This window comes from Scandinavium sp. M-37, from assembly GCF_043558715.1.
Taxonomy (GTDB): Bacteria; Pseudomonadota; Gammaproteobacteria; order Enterobacterales; family Enterobacteriaceae; genus Scandinavium; species Scandinavium vulneris_A.
Map to the genome: position 1 here is coordinate 1 of NZ_JBIGIN010000040.1, position 16891 is coordinate 16891.

A 16891-nucleotide genomic window follows, 5' to 3' on the forward strand; every position below is an offset into this window, starting at 1 on the left:
TCTGTTACGTCCGGTCATAATGTCACCTGTTTTTTCTGTGAGGTGATGATATCACCTCTATTCAGGTGGCCAAATTCAGTGTGCCACTACATCCCGCTACATTGCTCAAAGAATCAGACAGTTAGTATTTGGTGTCGCTTTCATCCAGCTCCATCAAAATTCTCCATCGGTGATTAACAGGGTCATCCGATGAAGTCGAAAGCCCGCTAGCGAAAGTTATGCGGGCTTTTTTGTGGGAGCTCCCCGCCTCCTGGAACCACCCTCGCAGCCCCTTTGTAACCGTTGCAACGCACAGAATATCTTTGGAAATCAACTCGCATTCTGTCCGTTAGCGGGTTGGTTAACGTCTGCGATTTGCGATATAGTCAGCCCCGCTGTGGCAAAATCCACAGCCGGGTTTCGCAGCCCGAAACTTACCTTGAGAACACATATATTCCATAATTATGTGTTGCGCCTCCGTTCATCTGTCAAACGCATAGCAGTGTTTGTACAATCAATGGTGGCTCAGGCAGGGCAGCCTTCGGGCTGGCCGGGTCATCTCCAAGGTAACCGGTACTGCGAACCTTGTCTGAGCTACCACCAATCAAGAGTTTCGCAGCTCCATTGGTGGTCAAAACCATTACCTTGGAGAAACCGATGACCCTATCTCACAGCCCCACTTTCCTGCCCTTTCATCAAGACTGGCATCCTGCCGATATCATCGCGGCATTACGTAAAAAAGGGACTTCGCTGGCAGCAGTCTCCCGTGCTGCGGGTTTAAGTTCTTCCACGCTCGCTAATGCGCTGACCCGCCCGTGGGCAAAAGGGGAAATGCTGATCAGTCGAGCCATTGGCGTTCCCGCCGAAAGCATCTGGCCAAGCCGTTATTTTGACGCAAAGACGCGTGAGCGTATCGCCAGACCTATACGCTCACCTTATAAGAAAATTGCTGCAGGTTCGTTGGCAGAATAAGCGGTAACAGCATTATTCAGCGCGGATATCGTAACAGTTTCCGCGCTCATCCCCCTGTATTCAATTCCCAGTAGAAGCATCACTGTCGGTAGTATGGGATGGTATGCCCCCTCGACTCACCTAAAGAGGATTTTTACGGTATTGGTTCCGTTCAAATAGATGAGGTGAATATTGTTTTTATTTAAATCACCTGCACTAATGGTGGTTGATACGTGATCAATAATAATTACATCAGAAAATTCAAAAAGGAGTAGTTTTATAACCTCGTTTTATATCAATGGAGATCTTTTGTATGTCATGGAGTCCAAATGAAGCCGTGAGTTATGCTCGTAGGCATGCGCACGTGCACACAACTCACTATTGTGCCCGAGCTGTTGCAGCAGCGATTAACGCAGGCCCTGGCTACAGAAAGGCCGCGCCCGCGTTTAAAATTTACAGGCATCCATAATGTATAAAATTCTGATAGCACTTCTGCTGACTCCTGCCATTGCATCTGCAGCTGATGATTTCGATACGGCAACCAAACAGGCTATTGAGTTTAACAAATGGTATTTACAGCAAATTAGCCTGGATAAATACCCGCTCACTGATAGTCACAATATTGATAAGTACGTTTCTTCCAGCACGTTGAAAAAGCTGCGGGCAGCTGAAGGTAATGATAATGAATATTACGACGCGGATTATTTTACGCGTTCACAGTACATCGGGGATGACTGGCTACAGAATGTAACAGTGGTAGCGTCGGATTATGAACCTGTTTGCTTTAATGTTTATGTGTCATACGGAAAAAACAAGAAGCACACCATAAGTGATTGCATGGTTAAAGAGAACGGAACGTGGAAAGTAGATCGTGTCACAGACCTGGATATTCACTCTAATCCGCCTCAATAACTGCCCACCTTCAGAAACAGCAAAACCCGCCTTTTGTACGGGTTCATTTTATCTGTACGTCACCCCATTCGGAGGCATGATAGCCCGTCAGTACGGATAGAAATGATACAGCCCAGCCAGCAGCGCAACATTCAATATCACACTGATGATGAACCAGGTTTTAAACGGCTGCTTTTGGGTTTTATGACGAAAGAGCTGCTGGCCGAGGATCGCCCCCGGCCACCCGCCGACAAATCCGAACGTCAGCAAGGTGGACTCCGGCACTCTGCGCCACGCTTTACGGGCGGCCATTTTATCCCCGCCATAAACCACCAGCGTCAGCACGTTCGCCAGCAGGAACCACATCACGACAGGATGCGGTAACAATGCACTGCCAATAGCCGCCAAGGCCAGCAGTAGATAACAGAATCGATTGAGGTTCATACTCGTTGCCGTAACGGCTCTCCACCGGAAAATGCGAACAACTATACCCGATATTCGCCCCGTTTCAGGCAGATATTTGAACTAATGGGCGCCAGATAGTCGCGCCAATGAGCCTACCAACTTTGTTTTAATCAATAGATATTAACCAATTGTTTTAACTAAATAATTCACCATTTGCATAGCATTTTTAGGCTAACATCATTTTAATTTTTGGTTGTTAATTGTCCGGGAAATAACTCTCAAAAAAGGACGTCTCAAATGGCTATTCCCGCGTATTTATGGCTCAAAGATGATGGTGGCGCTTTAATCAAAGGTTCGGTTGATGTAAATAACCGTGAGAACTCGAGAAGGACCGCCGATGGTAAATAATGAGGATGTCATCAAGTGGTATAACGCGGGATGGAACAAGAAGGGGAAGTGGCCAGTAACAATCGACACTAGCCTTACCACTGGGCGTTATGTCTGGGCATGGGAAGCAGGTGAGGAAATTATGGATAACTATTTTCAGACCTTCAATGTTGATCCAATGAACTTTGACTTCTTTAAATACTGGCCTGAAGAACCCTGCATACTGGTGGCTTTGTTGCCTAAATGCCTGCGCAGCAGACATATTGTCGAACCAGTACCGTTAACCCTTAATATGCTGGCCGAGTCGGCCCGCGCAAGTAAGTGGCTCTACGATTGAAAAAGAACTTTAAGAAACGCTATGTTTTAGTGCCTGCGCTTTTTGCGTTTTTGCTAATTGTATGGGCCATAAACTTTCTTAAATTTCCCGTTGAGCATGAGTTGTACAAGAAGGTTAAAGTGAACAACTTGGTCACCTTATATGTCACTCAAGCCAGCGCGGGAGCAATGACTTCATTTTCGTACCACTACTATTTGTATGATACCAGGAAAAGTCAGACCGAGTTTATGGCTCATATTGATGATGAAACACCATTCATGATTACATCTGATAGCAAGGCAACCGCCACAGTTAGCAACGGTCAGTTATATCTTCGCGTCCGCGGGGACATATACTCTTTTCAGAGCGGCAGCTATCAAGCCAGTGTGCATCTCGATGCTGCTCCGTATTGAAAATTGAGTGTAGCGACACACCAATTCTGTGCCCAATCAAGATAAATTCATGACCGCACTTAGACTCATCGTCCTCTGGTTACTACATCTGACTTCATTAATCCCCATTTATAGTGTGCTCTGTTTTTTGCTGCCCGATTCAGAGTTATATCGCTACTACGTCGAGAGGTTCGGTTTTGTACTGGAGCAAGACTGGCTTGCTGGAACACGCTGTTAGTCTTGCTTTCCGCTGTTGCTGTACACTGTATTTTAAAAAAATGAGTTATAAGAAAAAATACGCCCCACAGATCACGTTATCTCATGATTTCGTTGAGATCTCGATTGAGGTTCGAACGATAGAAAGGAACCCATAGCCCTGATAAGTCGCCCTAATTAACTAAAGTTAATCAATTGTTTTAACTGAGTAATTCATCAAATCTATAGCATTTTTAGGTTAACAATAATTCGATTTTTCCTGATTAATAGGCCGGAAATTACCTGAGGCCAACACCCCGTGAACCCACCCCGCCGTTACCAGCGCTCTCTTCGTGCCATCTTCGTACTTCTGTTTTTCGCGTTATGCCTGCTGGCCTATACGCGGATAATGGCCAGATGGGGGCATGCCTCACCACCGGCGTTGCTGCCCGCTGCGCAACAGGCTGATTTAATCGTCATCCATAAGTCAGAGCGCACGCTGACGCTGATGCGTCACGGGGTTCCGCTTGCGAACTATCACGTGTCACTCGGGAAGAATGCTGACGCCGATCCGAAACAGCGTGAAGGAGATAAGAGAACCCCGCAGGGGCATTATTTTATCGACAGCCGCAATTCCCATTCACGATTCAGCCTCAGCCTGCATATTTCTTATCCGGACAAAAATGATATCAACGCAGCAAAATCCGCGGGTTACTCGCCCGGCGAAAATATCATGATTCACGGTCTGCCCAATGGCTGGGCGGGATTAAATCCACTGCTTCAGCTTATCGACTGGACCAATGGTTGCATCGCGGTGACCAATACCGAGATGGACGACATCTGGAGTCGGGTATCAACTGGTACGCCGGTTGAGATTGAACCATGATATCCAACCTCCCTTCCCTGCCCCGATCCTACTCCACCAGCCGATACACCGGCACCCGCCTCACCGTGTCCGTCAGCGTATCGAACGCGTCCACTTCGGCGGTGGAAATCTTCATCCCGGATTTTCGTAAGGTCGAGACATCGGCGGCGATGCGCTGCATTCCAAACCAGAACAGGCCATCCAGCGCGGTCACCGGCAATCCGGCCTCCAGCGCCAGGCGCAGGCGTTCGCGCGGAGCTTTGACCTGTTTGGCAATCTCCTGATATGGAGCATTGCTGACATTGCCCGCTTCCACCCGGCGGATGCGATTGGAGAAGCGGTAGCGAAAGGTGTCGGGAATGTGGCTGATATCGGTTTTGAGGCTATACACACAGCCGTAGCGATTATCGCTGATGGTGACCGCTTTGCGGTTGAGCTGCAGTTCGCCACGTAAACGGTCGATCAGCTGCGGGGCACGAATCAGCTGCAGACGAAAAGGCAGCTCAAAGCTGGTGACGTAATCAACGTTCAGCAACGCCAGACGCAGGCGCGCCTCGCTGCCTGCTTTCTCCTGCCGGCATTCCGCCAGCACTTCGCTCCACTGCTGCACCAGCCGTGGGGGCTCACTCACTTCACTAAACTGGTATTTCTCAATTTCATAATCGACGCGTGCCGTCATGCAGAGTTCCTTACCCACATCCCCTCAATTTTTACTCACTTTAGCGCAAAAAACTTCTCCCGCGCTATCCGTGTGTTGTCTCCTTAATCAACTTATCTGAAAAGTTGAGTGGGGCCAGCGCCCCACTCTGTTATTAATGAAATACTCAAACGGACTGAGTAAACGTCCGCGAAATGACATCCTGCTGCTGCTCGCGGGTCAGGGCGTTAAAGCGCACCGCATAGCCAGACACGCGGATAGTCAGGTTCGGATAGTTGGCCGGGTTCTCGATAGCATCCAGCAGCATCTCGCGGTTCATTACGTTGACGTTCAAATGCTGGCCGCCCTCAATGCTTCGCTCATGGTGGAAATAGCCGTCGAGTAGCCCGACGAGGTTGGTTTTACGGGTTCCATCCTCCTTGCCCAACGCCGCAGGCACGATGGAAAAGGTGTACGAAATCCCGTCCTTGGCGTAGGTAAACGGCAGCTTAGCGACAGAGGTCAGAGAAGCCACCGCACCTTTACGGTCACGCCCGTGCATCGGGTTTGCCCCCGGCGCAAATGGCGTTCCGGCCCGGCGTCCATCCGGTGTGTTACCGGTCTTCTGCCCGTACACCACGTTGGACGTGATGGTCAGGATCGACTGGGTCGGCACCGCATGGCGATAGGTTGGCAGCGCGCTGATTTTCTTCATAAAGCGCTCCACCAGATCACAGGCAATCTGGTCCACGCGGTCGTCGTTATTGCCGTACTGCGGGTAATCGCCTTCGATCACGAAGTCCACCGCCAGCCCGGTGTGATCGCGAACCGGACTCACCTTCGCGTACTTAATGGCCGACAGCGAATCCGCCGCCACCGACAGCCCGGCGATACCGCAGGCCATGGTGCGATAGACATCGCGGTCGTGCAGCGCCATCAGCGAGGCCTCATAGCTATATTTATCATGCATATAGTGAATGAGATTCAGGGCGCTGATGTACTGCGTCGCCAGCCAGTCCATGAAGTGGTCAAGGCTGCTCATCACCGTGTCGTAGTCCAGCACCTCGTCCATCAGCGGAGCGGTTTTCGGCCCGACCTGGATTTTGAGCTTCTCATCCACGCCGCCGTTGATCGCATACAGCAGCGTTTTCGCCAGGTTGGCGCGCGCCCCGAAGAACTGCATCTGCTTGCCGATCACCATCGGGCTGACGCAGCAGGCGATGGCGTAATCATCACTGTTAAAATCGGTGCGCATCAGGTCGTCGTTCTCATACTGCAACGAGGAGGTGACGATCGACATCTGCGCGGCATATTTCTTAAACGCAATCGGCAGCGCTTCCGACCACAGAATAGTCAGGTTCGGCTCCGGCGCCGGGCCCATGGTGTGCAGGGTGTGGAGGTAACGGAAAGCGTTTTTGGTAACCAACGTGCGCCCGTCCAGCCCCATGCCACCGATGACTTCGGTGGCCCAAATAGGGTCCCCGGAAAACAGGGTGTCGAACTCCGGCGTGCGCAGGAAACGCACCATGCGGATTTTCATGATGAAGTGATCGACCAGCTCCTGCGCCTGAGTCTCGTTCAGACGACCGGCCTGCATGTCGCGCTCGATGTAGATATCGAGGAACGCGGTGGTGCGCCCGAGCGACATCGCCCCGCCGTTCTGCGATTTCACCGCCGCCAGATAGGCAAAGTACAGCCACTGCACCGCCTCCTGCGCCGTGACCGCTGGACGGGAAATGTCGTACCCGTATTTGGCGGCCATCTCCTGCATCTGCAACAGCGCCCGCCGCTGTTCTGACAGCTCCTCGCGCAGGCGAATGGTGGCTTCGAGCTGTTCGCCCCGCTCCATTGCGCCCTGTAAATCGGCGAACTGCAGTTCACGTTCGCGCACCAGATACGCGATGCCGTACAGTGCCACCCGGCGGTAGTCGCCGATGATGCGCCCGCGTCCGTAGCCATCCGGCAGCCCGGTCAGCACGCCCGACTTACGACAGCGCATCATCTCCGAGGAGTAAACATCAAATACACCCTGGTTATGGGTTTTGCGCAGCGAGGTGAACTGGTATTCAAACTGCGCATCCATTTCACGACCGTAGGCGTCAAACGAGCTTTTGATCATGTTGATGCCGCCAAACGGATGCAGCGCACGCTTGAGCGGCTTATCGGTTTGCAGGCCGACGATTTTTTCCAACGGCTGGTCGATGTACCCTGCGTCATGGGCGGTGATGGTGGTGGCGACGTTGGTATCAAAATCGACCGGGGCGTGGGTGGCGTTCTCCTGACGGATCCCAGCCATCACCTTTTCCCACAGCGCGGTAGTCGCCGGGGTGGCCTCGGCGAGAAAAGATTCATCCCCGTGATACGGGGTATAGTTGTGCTGAATAAAATCACGAACGTTAATTTCGTCTTTCCATTCCGTGCCGTTAAATCCCTGCCAGGCGTCGGTATACTGCATATCGTGAATATCGATATTGACCTTCATTTATTCGCTCTCTGAATTTCTGTTCAATCGGTTCAGGAAAGTGCAACTTCAGCGGCGACATTCATTTCGCCTATCTGAATCGCATCAAGTGCAATCATTTTTTCTTCATTGGTCGGAATAACGGCGCAGGCCACCGCCGAGCGTTCAGAGGAAATAATGCGTTCCCCGGCGCTGCCCGGTAAGGCGTTCATTTGGTCGTCCAGTTCGACGCCAAATACCCGCAAATGCGCCATCACCAGGCGGCGGATCAGCTGTGAGTTTTCGCCTATGCCGCCGGTAAAAATGATGCCATCGAGGCGATGCAGCGCCGCGGCATGACCCGCAATATGGCGGGCGATGCGGTGGACAAAGGTCTGAATCGCCAGCCTGGCGTGCTGATGCCCCTCGTGCCAGGCCTTCTCCAGCACCCGTAAATCGGACGATAAACCGGAGATACCCAACAGCCCGGACTCCTTATTCACCACCCGTTCCAGCTCGCTGAAACTTTGCCCGGTCTGTTCGGCAATCCACGCCATTGCGCCAAAATCGACGTCGCCGCAGCGGGTGCCCATCATCAGCCCTTCCAGCGGCGTCATGCCCATTGAGGTGTCAACGCTGCGACCGTTGCGCACCGCACAAATCGACGCCCCGTTTCCCAAATGGGCGATAACCAGCCCGGCATCATCTGGATGCAGGCCCAACAACGCCTGGGCCTGCTGGCTGACATAGCGATGCGAAGTGCCGTGAAAACCGTAGCGGCGCACGCCGTGCTCTTCGAAATAGCGCCACGGCAGGCCGTACAAATACGCGTGCGGTTCCAGCGTCTGGTGAAAACTGGTATCAAACACCGCCACCTGCGGCACGCCGGGGAACAGCCGCCGCGCCGCGTCCACCCCGCTGAGGTTGGCGTAGTTGTGCAGCGGGGCCAGGGGCGATACTTCACGGATCTGGGCGATGACCTCGTCGGTTATCAGCACCGACTCGCTGAAAATACTGCCGCCGTGGGCGATGCGGTGGCCAATTAAGGCCACGCTATCGATTAAGGCTCTGTGCTCCAGCTCCCCGGCAATCGCCTGTAAGGCACATTCATAATTCGGGTGGGCTAACGTGGCGGGCTCCCCGCCGTTGACCGTTAAAAATGCGCCTTCGTTATTCAGACCTTCGGCAATTCCCGCCAGCAATACGTCCTGGCTTTGGGCATCCAGCACCGAAAATTTAATCGATGACGATCCACAGTTAATGACCAGCACTACCGGAAACTCAATCATTTTACGACTCCGTAATCCTTTACTCAGAACAGCTTATAAACGATGTTCAGAATGGTCAGTAAGCCAATCGCGGTGACAAAAACGTTGTCCGCTTTGCCTTTATATTTCGCCAGAGACGGCGCTTTACGAATGGCATACATCGGCAGCAGGCACAGCAGCGAGGCAATAATCGGCGCGCCCATCGCTTCGATTAAATCGAGAATGTTCGGGTTGGCATACGCCACCACCCAGGTGGAGCCCATGATGAAAATCATGCTGAGGGTGTTGAGCTTGCGGGCAGAGACTTTATTTTTGTCGCCTTTATAACCGAACTTGAGGATTAACCCATTCAGGCCTTCCAGCGTGCCGAGGTAGTGCCCGAAGAAGGATTTGAATATCGCCACCAGCGCGATAATCGAGGCGCCATATTCCAGCACCGTGGCGAAGGTGGTTTTTTGCCCGGTCATGGAGGCGAAGTGGTTCGCCAGATAGGAGAGCACCGGAATGTTCTGCGCTTTGGCTTCAGCCATATTTTGCGGCGAAAGGGTAAACAGGCAGCTAAAGGCGAAGAACATCACCACCGCCACCATCAGCATACTGGCGCGACCAATGATTTTTGAACATTTGCGCTCGGTGTATTCCCGGCCAAAGTCCGCTTCATACTCTTCGCGTTTGGAAACCACGAAAGAGGAGACAATCGGCGAGAAGTTGAAGGAGAAGACCATAATGGAAATCCCCAGCCACACGGTCACCAGAATACCGTCATGTCCGGTGAAGGCGATATCGCTCAGGTTAACCTGGTCAATCACCGCCGAGTTCCAGTAAGGGATCAACGACAGCGAAATCAGCACCAGGCTGGCGATAAACGGAAACACCAGGAAACTCATCACCTTGACCATCAGGTCTTTGCCGAACCAAATGACGAATGCCATCACCAGCAGCAGAACCAGCGCCACCAGCCCACGGTTAAGCGGCACCAGCTGGAGCTGGTTTTCCCAGAAGGTCATGAAAGTGTTGGTAATGGTGACGCCGTAAATCCACAGCAGCGGGCAAATCGCGAAGAAATAAAGGAAGGTGATCACCACCCCGCCTGTTTTCCCGAAATGCTCTTCGACGGTTTCCGTAATGTTACCCGATGGATTACTCCCCGACAGGCACAGACGCGCCAGCGCCCGGTGGCAGTAAAACGCAATCGGATAGGCCAGTACCAGCATCAGTAATATCGGAATCAATCCGCCATAACCGGCACGAATTGGGAAGAACAAAACGCCCGCCCCGATGGCGGTGCCAAACAGGCCCAGGGTCCAGGTGGTGTCGGATTTACGCCAGCCCGAGGCCTTGTCGGCACTGGCGATGAGGGTTTCTGCGTTGCTCATAGTCGTTTCCTTTGCACAAGAAATTAAGCGTCAACTAAACCGGTAATGTGTGACACGCGGGAGAGGTCGATATTGCCGCCGGAAATAATGCTGACGGTTTTACGCCCACGAATATGTTCATCGAGTTTGCCGCTGAGCAGCGCCGCCGAGGCCAGCGCGCCTGCGCCTTCGGTGATCACCTTGTTGCGCTGGATAAGGGCCACCATGCTGCGGCGAATATCGTCCTCACTGACCAGCACAATGTCGTCCACCAGTTCGCGAACAATTTCGAAGGTCAATGCGCCCGGACGGGCCACGTCGCAGCCGTCGGCCAACGTGGTGCTGGTGCGGTGATTCATGATTTCCCCGGCAAAGAACGAGGCCGCCATGCCGTGGACGTTTTCAGACTGCACGCCGATGATGCGGATAGTCGGGTTGATAGATTTGATGGCCATCGCAATCCCGGCAATCAGGCCGCCGCCGCCAATTGGCACAATCACGTTATCGACATCGTACAGATCCTGGAGGATCTCCAGACCGATGGTGCCCTGCCCGGCGATCACCATTTTGTCGTCATACGGTGGGATGAAAATGCGCCCTTCCATTTCGACGATTTCGCTGGCTTTGGCGATGGTGTCGTTAAAGCTGTCACCGTGCAGTACCACTTCGGCGGAGTAATCGGTGGTGGCGGCAACTTTGGATTTCGGCGCGCTGCGCGGCATCACCACTTTGCCGTCGATACCGAGCATCGCGCAGGAGAGCGACACGCCCTGAGCGTGGTTCCCAGCAGAACACGCCACTACGCCTTTGCGTTTTTCCGCATCGCTAAGCGAGCTTAATTTATTAAACGCGCCGCGAATTTTAAATGAGCCGGTGCGCTGCATATTTTCGAATTTGAGGTATATTTCGCCTTTACAGCACTCGCTCAGATAATTAGAACGCGGCATCCCTGTTTTATATATTTTACCGGCCAGTCGTTGCTGGGCCATTTTAATGTCGTCAAGGGTTACGGGCAGATCGTAGGTAATATGCATATCATCCTCATTTCAGGATTAACAATAAAAGGGGTTAAGCGTCTGTCAGACAGCACGCCAGGCGTATTTTTATAAAAAACTAAATCAGGCTAATTCGATTAATTCTTTTCGCTTTCGACAATTATGCAGAGAATATTGTTTGGCCAGTTCCACTAATACCGAGGCCGATTTTTTAATCCGATAGTTTTTCGACCAGATGGCGGCATAGCGGGCAATTGGCAGCACATCTTCCACCGGTAGAGTGATGAACTGATTTGAACCAAAGGGGGCGGTCATGTCACACGGAATAACGGTCAAGAAATTGGCATTCAGCACCAGGTTATAAATGGTGACCACGGAGTCAGTTTTAACGATGTTTTCAGTGCTGATGTGGTGTTTTTCGAAGGTGGAAAGCAGTTCTTTGTAGTAGCCCATATCGGTTTGCGGCAGGACCCACTGTTCGTTTTGCAACGCTTCCAGCGTGGTCTTGCCGGTGGGTGTTCGGGACTTGCTGGCCACCAGCACAAACTCGGATTCAAACAGCGGTTCGACGTGCAGGTCCTGCAACTGCATTTCATCACTCAGTGTTCCAATGGCGAAATCCAGACGTCCATCACGCAGCGCCGGGAGGAACGACGACAGCTGGGCCTCGTACATTGACACCTGCGCTTTCGGGAACACCTCTTTGAACTTCTTCATCATGCTGGACAGAAAGGTGAAGCCAATCAGCGACGGGAAGCCGAAGGAAACATCGACCACATGGTTGCAGCTCAGGCTGTTTATCTCACTGACCATGTTCTTCATTTCGCGGGTGATGGACTCAGAATAGGACAGCAGCACCTGCCCGGCGTTGGTCAGCGTGACGCCGGTATTTTTGCGCACCATCAGTTCAATGCCAAAGTAGGATTCGATATCGTTAATAATTTTACTGACCGCAGGTTGAGTTAACCCGAGCTGTTTTGCCGCAGAGCCGATAGAGCCACTTCTGATGACTTCCTGAAAAACCACCAGCTGCTGCGTTTTCGGTAAAATGATATTTTCCATCGTCTCCGCCCCTAATTTCCATTTCGCGGTGAATTCTAGGCAATATTGCTACCCGGGGTATGTGCGGTGACTCACAAATCCCCTTCCGCTGTTATTTAACGACACACACAACCCAACAAAAATCATTAAAATCAACGACATGAAAATAACCGATCTGCATTCAGACTGATTTTCATCAATAAACAAAGAGGGTATAAAATAAATTTATGGCTATAAGGCTATTCTCATAAACTTATTTCAAAAGAGGTTTTAAGGTTGTCTTTCAAACAATTATCGAACAGTAATTAGCCACTGACAATTCAATTATATTTGTAATTATCAAAATACCCGATAAAACCCGTGATGATATATTGGTAAACTCCGATCGGGATCGCATAAATTTGTTAATACCAGAGCGTTAGCAGCAGGCCATTATCATTTCATCTTGTTTTTTTTAACATCCAGGCAGATTAAAGAACAAAATTACAACACTGAATTTCACCCCCGTTTCGGGCGAATATTTTACATAAGTTGACATAGGCAGCGACACGAATCGACTCATACACCACATCACAGTGTTTTGTGCTGCACCTCGCAGATCGGACATCTGGTAGGTTTTTGAGCCTGGGTAATAAAACAATATTAAATAACTTCTCGCTTGTCGCATCATCCTGAAATGATTAAGATCCGCGCAATTCCCCTCTATCACTCTCCGCCCATGCGCGGGTGGAACGGCTATGTTTGACACTAAAATGGCTGACCTGCGTCAGAAGCGCTGGAAAAAGCACCTCCCCCTTTTTGTCTCTCAGGATGCACGCAGCGGTAATCCCTATAACTACTACGCCGTGTATCTGGTGGATGTCGATCGTAACCGCTATCAGCTGACCGGCTATCGCAAAAGAGCGGTGACCCTCGCCCGTTGGGATTATGACGCTGGATGCTATCTCGACGAGCAGCGGATTAGCGTGGCGGAACTGGATGCAATGCAGGCGGAAATCATCCATTACCGCAGCTACGGGCCGATTCCTTTCTCCGGGATCCTCAGCTTCAGCTTCAACCACCGCACCCGTCTGATTTACCTGAAAACGTTGCTCAACCGGGGTAAAGGCAAGTTCGTTTCGGCTTTTTTTGCCAACAAAGAGCTAAAAAGTCGCGACCGCATCGCTCTGCTCAATTTACTGGTGAACGAATATGTTCAGCAACGGCCATCCCGTATTCATGCCGGGCTGACGCTGGATGAAGTGATTGAGATGCTGTATGGCAAGCTGTGGTATCAGCATATTCGCAACGAGGAGTTTCGCCGGAAGGTGCGACTGCTGCTGAAATCACTGACCATTACTGGCGATCTGGTGCAGAACGAGGTGCATTACAACGTGCAGCCAAAAGCCGTGGCGACGATTGTCGATTTTGAGAAAGAAGAGCACCGCATTAAGCAGCAGGATAAGATGCAGCGCAATTTTGTGCGCCTGATGCTGGTCATCACCGCCTCGACGGTGTTGATTACCCTTGCCTTATTAGGGCTGGCGGGCGTGGTTGATTTGCATAAAGTCTGGGCGTTCCTCAGTAACCTGAATCCCTTAAGCATGCTGATGAAGCTGGTGTAACCCTGACATCGGAATGCAAATTTGCCAGTGAAGAAATAAATGGGGGAAGATTTCCTCACTGGCAAAAATGTTATTTCTTCAGTTCTTTTTTAATTTCGTCTTTAATTTTAGTCAGCTCACTTTGTGGATGTTTTTTGCAAAGATCGATAGTCAGTGGTACCGCAGTGGTTTCAGTTTCCTGAAAATCAATATAGTCCCCGCCTTTGAAATCCTGGTCCTCATTCAGCATCCAGAAAGTCACTGGCACCAGTGCCTGCGGGTTGAGATCGATAAACTGCTGGCAGTTCATATTCTTCGGCGTCACTTCTTTAGCGACGGCGCCAACGCTGGCAGTCGCCATCGCGGCGGCAATTAAAACACCTGCGGTTGCCAGAGAAAATTTATTGATCATGATGAGCTCCATATATCCTGTTAATGACCAGAGTAGGTTTGTCCGGCGCAATAATATGTCGGATGGCGAGATCATACTGCGTTAAATTAAAAATGGCAGAGTCAAAAAACAAAATAGCCATTCGCGTTATCGGTAGCGCTAATATTTATATTTTTGCCACTTCACGTTGCAGGTGATCGATAAAACCGGTCAGTTTAGGCAACGGGCGTAAATCTTGTCGATACAGAATATGCACCGCCCGAGGGGTGGGCAGAAATGCATCCAGCACGCGTATCAGGCGGCCCTCTCTGAGCTCATCTCGCAGAAGGATTTCCGGCTGGAGCAGCAGTCCAGCCCCGGCCAGGGCCGCCATTTTCAAGCCTAATCCGTCGTTACAAGCCAGCACCGGATCACGCCGCCAGGGGCTTTGCGCCTCACTCCCGGGCAGTCGCCATTCGTTGCGGGCATTCCACACCATATGCGACAGGCAGCGATGAGCGGTTAAATCCGTGGGTGTGAGCGGCGTGCCATAGCGGGTGAGGTATTCCGGCGCAGCGCATATCACCATCCGATACAGACACAGCGGTTTTGCCACCAGGTCGCTATCGCGTAATTCACCGATACGCACCGCAAGGTCAAAACCTTCTTCGACCAGATTGACCAACCGGTTGCTGAGATCGAGTTCGGCACGCACGTCCGGGTATTGCTGTAAAAATGTCGCCACCGCAGGCGCCACAATGCACGCCCCAAGGGTAGAAGGCGCGCTAATTCTCAGCGTCCCTGACGGTGCCGCCCGCAGGCGTTCGACCGACGCATCCGCCGCCGCCACCTGCTCCAGCACCCGGCGGCACTCTTCGACATACACGCGTCCGGCATCCGTTAGGCTCTGGCGGCGTGTGGTTCTGTCGAGCAGCCGCGCCCCAAGCTCTGCTTCGAGCTGATGGATGTATTTCCCCACCATCACCGCCGAGATCTCCAGCCGCGCGGCCGCGTCGGTGAAGCTCCCGCACTCGACCACCGTGACAAAGATTTCGATGCTGCGCAGCTTATCCATATTCCGAACCACTCGTTATTAATGTTCTAACCCTGCGTCACTTTATCGCACAAATAATTAGGTAAAGAATAGCTTTCAGACCAAAACGAGGAGCTTGCTATGAAAATTGTAATTGTGGGTGCCAGCGGTACAGTGGGCCGTGCGGTAGTGACGGAACTGGAAAAAAACGGGCAGCATGCGTTGATTCGGGTCGGCCATCGTCAGGGGGATTTGCAGATTGATATCACCGATGATGCCAGCGTCGAGGCACTCTTTGCCCGTACGGGTAAGGTAGATGCGATTATCGCCACCACCGGCAATCTGTTTTTTGGCCCACTCGGGGAGATGACGACGGACAACTTTTCCATTGGCTTGCAGGACAAGTTACTTGGGCAGGTGCGTCTGACGCTAAAAGGTCAGCATTTCCTCAACGACGGCGGGTCCATCACCTTAACCAGCGGCATCGTTGCCGACGAGCCGATTGCTCAGGGCGTTAACGCCACCACGGTCAATGCTGCTCTCGCCGGGTTTGTGAAGGCCGCCGCCTGCGAATTACCGCGTGGGATACGCATCAATCTGGTGAGTCCTACGCTGCTGACGGAATCGGAAACGGCTTATGGCCCATTCTTCCCGGGGTTTGAAAGCGTTCCCGCCGCACGCGTGGCGCTGGCCTATCGTAAAAGTGTGGAAGGGGTGCAAAGCGGGCAGGTGTTTAAAGTCGGGTATTAATGAGTGGATGACATGCCCGGCAAGCGATAGCGCCACCGGGCAAAAATCACCGCTTAGTCACGGGTCTGAACCCAGAAGGCGTGGATCAGGCCCGGAATATAGCCCAGCAGCGTCAGGACGATATTGAGGATAAACGCCCAGCCAAACCCTTTACCGAGTAACACACCCAACGGTGGGATCAGAATAGTAAAAACAATGCGCCAGAAACCCATATACACTCCATGCAATTAGTAAAAAGAGAAATATCTCTAAGCGTAGCCATTGTCACCCGAGCTGCCATTTCCACCCATCGCTTTTACCCTCTTTTACCTTTGGTTAAGAAGGCGTTATCCCTTATCAGCAGTGGGGGAATAAGGTCCCGGCGAAATAAAACGGTGAGTACAACCTCACCGCTTGAACCGTTTAAATCAGGAAATCGTCAAGCGATTTACCATTAGCAACCGCCTGCGCGATCGGCTTTGGCATTCTGCCCTGACCGGTCCAGGTTTTTTGCTCACCGTTGAAATCGGTGAAGCGATATTTCGCCGGACGTGCAGGACGTTTATTGCGACCCGCTTTCGGTGCCACTGCGTCATTCAGTAATTCATCCGGAGAAATACCTTCTGCTTTCATCAGCTCAAGCAAGGTGTTGATGCGTTGCTGTTTCTCGGCCAGACTCTCACGCAATTCCGCTTCTTCAGCGCGTTTTTCTTCAGTCACGGTCCTGAATTTTTCCAACATCTCTTCAAGAACGTCAATGGAGAATTCCCGCGACATTGCGCGCAGGGTGCGAATATTATTGAGTTTATGTAACATACTGGACATATATTATTAAAATTCCTTTCTACTGGCTAAAAATGAGACTGCAATTACTATTGTATTAGATACGGTAATTATTTTCCACCTTCCCCCCCTTCAATTAGTCTCATCTTAATATTTTTGAATCTAATTATGGCAATAACAGTTATGCACTATTCGTGTATATCAGTGGGCCAGTTTGTTATGTCACTGAATAGAATAGACCGCCCTGGTACCTATTGCGCATAGAAAATCACAAAT

At 51.5% G+C, this 16891-nt stretch carries 19 protein-coding genes and 1 pseudogene; 9 read left to right on the forward strand and 11 right to left on the reverse strand.

The annotated features are described in order from the left end of the window. Positions 1 to 376 precede the first annotated feature (376 nt). From ACG0Z5_RS20745 to ACG0Z5_RS20755, 3 genes are all read left to right on the forward strand, one after another. A complete protein-coding gene (locus ACG0Z5_RS20745) occupies positions 377 to 640 on the forward strand; it encodes an ash family protein (RefSeq protein WP_394450773.1) in 264 nt (87 codons plus the stop codon). Further along, entirely contained in the window at positions 637 to 951 is a 315-nt protein-coding gene (locus ACG0Z5_RS20750) for a helix-turn-helix domain-containing protein (RefSeq protein WP_394450775.1), read from the forward strand. Before ACG0Z5_RS20745 ends, ACG0Z5_RS20750 begins: the two co-directional genes overlap by 4 nt. A 447-nt stretch (positions 952 to 1398) precedes the next feature. Continuing rightward, positions 1399 to 1842: a DUF3828 domain-containing protein gene (locus tag ACG0Z5_RS20755; RefSeq protein WP_394450777.1), complete on the forward strand. Its 444-nt coding sequence runs from the start codon at positions 1399 to 1401 to the stop codon at positions 1840 to 1842. Positions 1843 to 1929: 87 nt separating this feature from the next. Here the strand turns inward: ACG0Z5_RS20755 and ACG0Z5_RS20760 are convergent, their stop codons facing one another. Beyond that, positions 1930 to 2265 carry a DUF1294 domain-containing protein gene (locus tag ACG0Z5_RS20760; RefSeq protein WP_394450779.1) on the reverse strand — a complete coding sequence of 112 codons (336 nt, stop codon included), beginning with the start codon at positions 2263 to 2265 and terminating at the stop codon, positions 1930 to 1932. A 258-nt stretch (positions 2266 to 2523) separates the two neighbouring features. Between ACG0Z5_RS20760 and ACG0Z5_RS20765 the strand changes: the two are divergent. From ACG0Z5_RS20765 to ACG0Z5_RS20780, 4 genes and pseudogenes are all read left to right on the forward strand, one after another. After that, positions 2524 to 2610: pseudogene (locus tag ACG0Z5_RS20765) on the forward strand (type VI secretion system tube protein Hcp); the annotation flags it as partial. A 13-nt stretch (positions 2611 to 2623) separates the two neighbouring features. After that, positions 2624 to 2950 carry a DUF1493 family protein gene (locus ACG0Z5_RS20770; protein WP_394450782.1) on the forward strand — a complete coding sequence of 109 codons (327 nt, stop codon included), beginning with the start codon at positions 2624 to 2626 and terminating at the stop codon, positions 2948 to 2950. Beyond that, positions 2947 to 3342, forward strand: a complete 396-nt coding sequence (locus ACG0Z5_RS20775) for a hypothetical protein (RefSeq protein WP_394450784.1) — start codon at positions 2947 to 2949, stop codon at positions 3340 to 3342. The genes ACG0Z5_RS20770 and ACG0Z5_RS20775 overlap by 4 nt, the downstream gene beginning before the upstream one ends. A gap of 493 nt (positions 3343 to 3835) precedes the next feature. After that, the gene (locus ACG0Z5_RS20780) at positions 3836 to 4402 is read left to right on the forward strand and encodes a murein L,D-transpeptidase family protein (RefSeq protein WP_394450786.1); all 567 of its coding nucleotides are present in this window, start codon (positions 3836 to 3838) and stop codon (positions 4400 to 4402) included. A 28-nt stretch (positions 4403 to 4430) separates the two neighbouring features. Here the strand turns inward: ACG0Z5_RS20780 and ACG0Z5_RS20785 are convergent, their stop codons facing one another. The 6 genes from ACG0Z5_RS20785 to tdcA all read right to left on the reverse strand — a co-directional run bounded on the left by ACG0Z5_RS20785 (position 4431) and on the right by tdcA (position 12138). Beyond that, positions 4431 to 5060 (reverse strand): DNA-binding protein, encoded by a 630-nt coding sequence (locus ACG0Z5_RS20785; protein ID WP_394450788.1) that lies wholly within the window; start codon positions 5058 to 5060, stop codon positions 4431 to 4433. Between the two features lie 145 nt (positions 5061 to 5205). Beyond that, positions 5206 to 7500, reverse strand: coding sequence for a formate C-acetyltransferase (pflB, locus tag ACG0Z5_RS20790; protein ID WP_394450790.1), 2295 nt, complete (start codon positions 7498 to 7500; stop codon positions 5206 to 5208). A 32-nt stretch (positions 7501 to 7532) separates the two neighbouring features. After that, on the reverse strand, positions 7533 to 8747 hold the full coding sequence (gene tdcD / locus ACG0Z5_RS20795; protein WP_394450792.1) for a propionate kinase: 1215 nt from the start codon (positions 8745 to 8747) through the stop codon (positions 7533 to 7535). Between the two features lie 23 nt (positions 8748 to 8770). Then, entirely contained in the window at positions 8771 to 10102 is a 1332-nt protein-coding gene (gene tdcC / locus ACG0Z5_RS20800; protein ID WP_394450795.1) for a threonine/serine transporter TdcC, read from the reverse strand. A 23-nt stretch (positions 10103 to 10125) separates the two neighbouring features. Then, entirely contained in the window at positions 10126 to 11115 is a 990-nt protein-coding gene (gene tdcB / locus ACG0Z5_RS20805) for a bifunctional threonine ammonia-lyase/L-serine ammonia-lyase TdcB (protein ID WP_394450797.1), read from the reverse strand. A gap of 84 nt (positions 11116 to 11199) precedes the next feature. Continuing rightward, entirely contained in the window at positions 11200 to 12138 is a 939-nt protein-coding gene (gene tdcA / locus ACG0Z5_RS20810; protein WP_394450799.1) for a transcriptional regulator TdcA, read from the reverse strand. A gap of 716 nt (positions 12139 to 12854) precedes the next feature. On the opposite strand from tdcA, the gene ACG0Z5_RS20815 reads away from it, so the two are divergent. After that, the gene (locus tag ACG0Z5_RS20815) at positions 12855 to 13721 is read left to right on the forward strand and encodes a hypothetical protein (protein ID WP_394450801.1); all 867 of its coding nucleotides are present in this window, start codon (positions 12855 to 12857) and stop codon (positions 13719 to 13721) included. Between the two features lie 70 nt (positions 13722 to 13791). Here the strand turns inward: ACG0Z5_RS20815 and hdeB are convergent, their stop codons facing one another. Both hdeB and ACG0Z5_RS20825 read right to left on the reverse strand, forming a co-directional pair. Next, positions 13792 to 14109: an acid-activated periplasmic chaperone HdeB gene (gene hdeB, locus ACG0Z5_RS20820; protein WP_394450847.1), complete on the reverse strand. Its 318-nt coding sequence runs from the start codon at positions 14107 to 14109 to the stop codon at positions 13792 to 13794. Positions 14110 to 14257: 148 nt separating this feature from the next. Continuing rightward, positions 14258 to 15145, reverse strand: coding sequence for a LysR substrate-binding domain-containing protein (locus ACG0Z5_RS20825; RefSeq protein ID WP_394450804.1), 888 nt, complete (start codon positions 15143 to 15145; stop codon positions 14258 to 14260). A gap of 99 nt (positions 15146 to 15244) precedes the next feature. Here ACG0Z5_RS20825 and ACG0Z5_RS20830 point away from each other — a divergent pair, with 99 nt between their 5' ends. Further along, positions 15245 to 15853: a short chain dehydrogenase gene (locus ACG0Z5_RS20830; protein WP_394450807.1), complete on the forward strand. Its 609-nt coding sequence runs from the start codon at positions 15245 to 15247 to the stop codon at positions 15851 to 15853. Between the two features lie 53 nt (positions 15854 to 15906). Here ACG0Z5_RS20830 and ACG0Z5_RS20835 read toward each other — a convergent pair whose 3' ends face one another. Both ACG0Z5_RS20835 and stpA read right to left on the reverse strand, forming a co-directional pair. After that, positions 15907 to 16065, reverse strand: coding sequence for a YqaE/Pmp3 family membrane protein (locus ACG0Z5_RS20835; RefSeq protein WP_110511345.1), 159 nt, complete (start codon positions 16063 to 16065; stop codon positions 15907 to 15909). A gap of 190 nt (positions 16066 to 16255) precedes the next feature. Then, on the reverse strand, positions 16256 to 16657 hold the full coding sequence (gene stpA, locus ACG0Z5_RS20840; RefSeq protein ID WP_394450809.1) for a DNA-binding protein StpA: 402 nt from the start codon (positions 16655 to 16657) through the stop codon (positions 16256 to 16258). Positions 16658 to 16891: the final 234 nt, after the last annotated feature.

Bases quoted from the DNA above. Each gene is read 5' to 3' on its own strand.
- tdcB (WP_394450797.1), bottom strand. From the start codon at position 11,115: ATGCATATTACCTACGATCTGCCCGTAACCCTTGACGACATTAAAATG.
- ACG0Z5_RS20785 (WP_394450788.1), bottom strand. From the start codon at position 5,060: ATGACGGCACGCGTCGATTATGAAATTGAGAAATACCAGTTTAGTGAA.
- tdcD (WP_394450792.1), bottom strand. From the start codon at position 8,747: ATGATTGAGTTTCCGGTAGTGCTGGTCATTAACTGTGGATCGTCATCG.
- ACG0Z5_RS20755 (WP_394450777.1), top strand. From the start codon at position 1,399: ATGTATAAAATTCTGATAGCACTTCTGCTGACTCCTGCCATTGCATCT.
- pflB (WP_394450790.1), bottom strand. From the start codon at position 7,500: ATGAAGGTCAATATCGATATTCACGATATGCAGTATACCGACGCCTGG.
- tdcC (WP_394450795.1), bottom strand. From the start codon at position 10,102: ATGAGCAACGCAGAAACCCTCATCGCCAGTGCCGACAAGGCCTCGGGC.
- stpA (WP_394450809.1), bottom strand. From the start codon at position 16,657: ATGTCCAGTATGTTACATAAACTCAATAATATTCGCACCCTGCGCGCA.
- ACG0Z5_RS20835 (WP_110511345.1), bottom strand. From the start codon at position 16,065: ATGGGTTTCTGGCGCATTGTTTTTACTATTCTGATCCCACCGTTGGGT.
- tdcA (WP_394450799.1), bottom strand. From the start codon at position 12,138: ATGGAAAATATCATTTTACCGAAAACGCAGCAGCTGGTGGTTTTTCAG.
- ACG0Z5_RS20750 (WP_394450775.1), top strand. From the start codon at position 637: ATGACCCTATCTCACAGCCCCACTTTCCTGCCCTTTCATCAAGACTGG.
- ACG0Z5_RS20760 (WP_394450779.1), bottom strand. From the start codon at position 2,265: ATGAACCTCAATCGATTCTGTTATCTACTGCTGGCCTTGGCGGCTATT.
- ACG0Z5_RS20825 (WP_394450804.1), bottom strand. From the start codon at position 15,145: ATGGATAAGCTGCGCAGCATCGAAATCTTTGTCACGGTGGTCGAGTGC.
- ACG0Z5_RS20770 (WP_394450782.1), top strand. From the start codon at position 2,624: ATGGTAAATAATGAGGATGTCATCAAGTGGTATAACGCGGGATGGAAC.
- ACG0Z5_RS20815 (WP_394450801.1), top strand. From the start codon at position 12,855: ATGTTTGACACTAAAATGGCTGACCTGCGTCAGAAGCGCTGGAAAAAG.
- ACG0Z5_RS20830 (WP_394450807.1), top strand. From the start codon at position 15,245: ATGAAAATTGTAATTGTGGGTGCCAGCGGTACAGTGGGCCGTGCGGTA.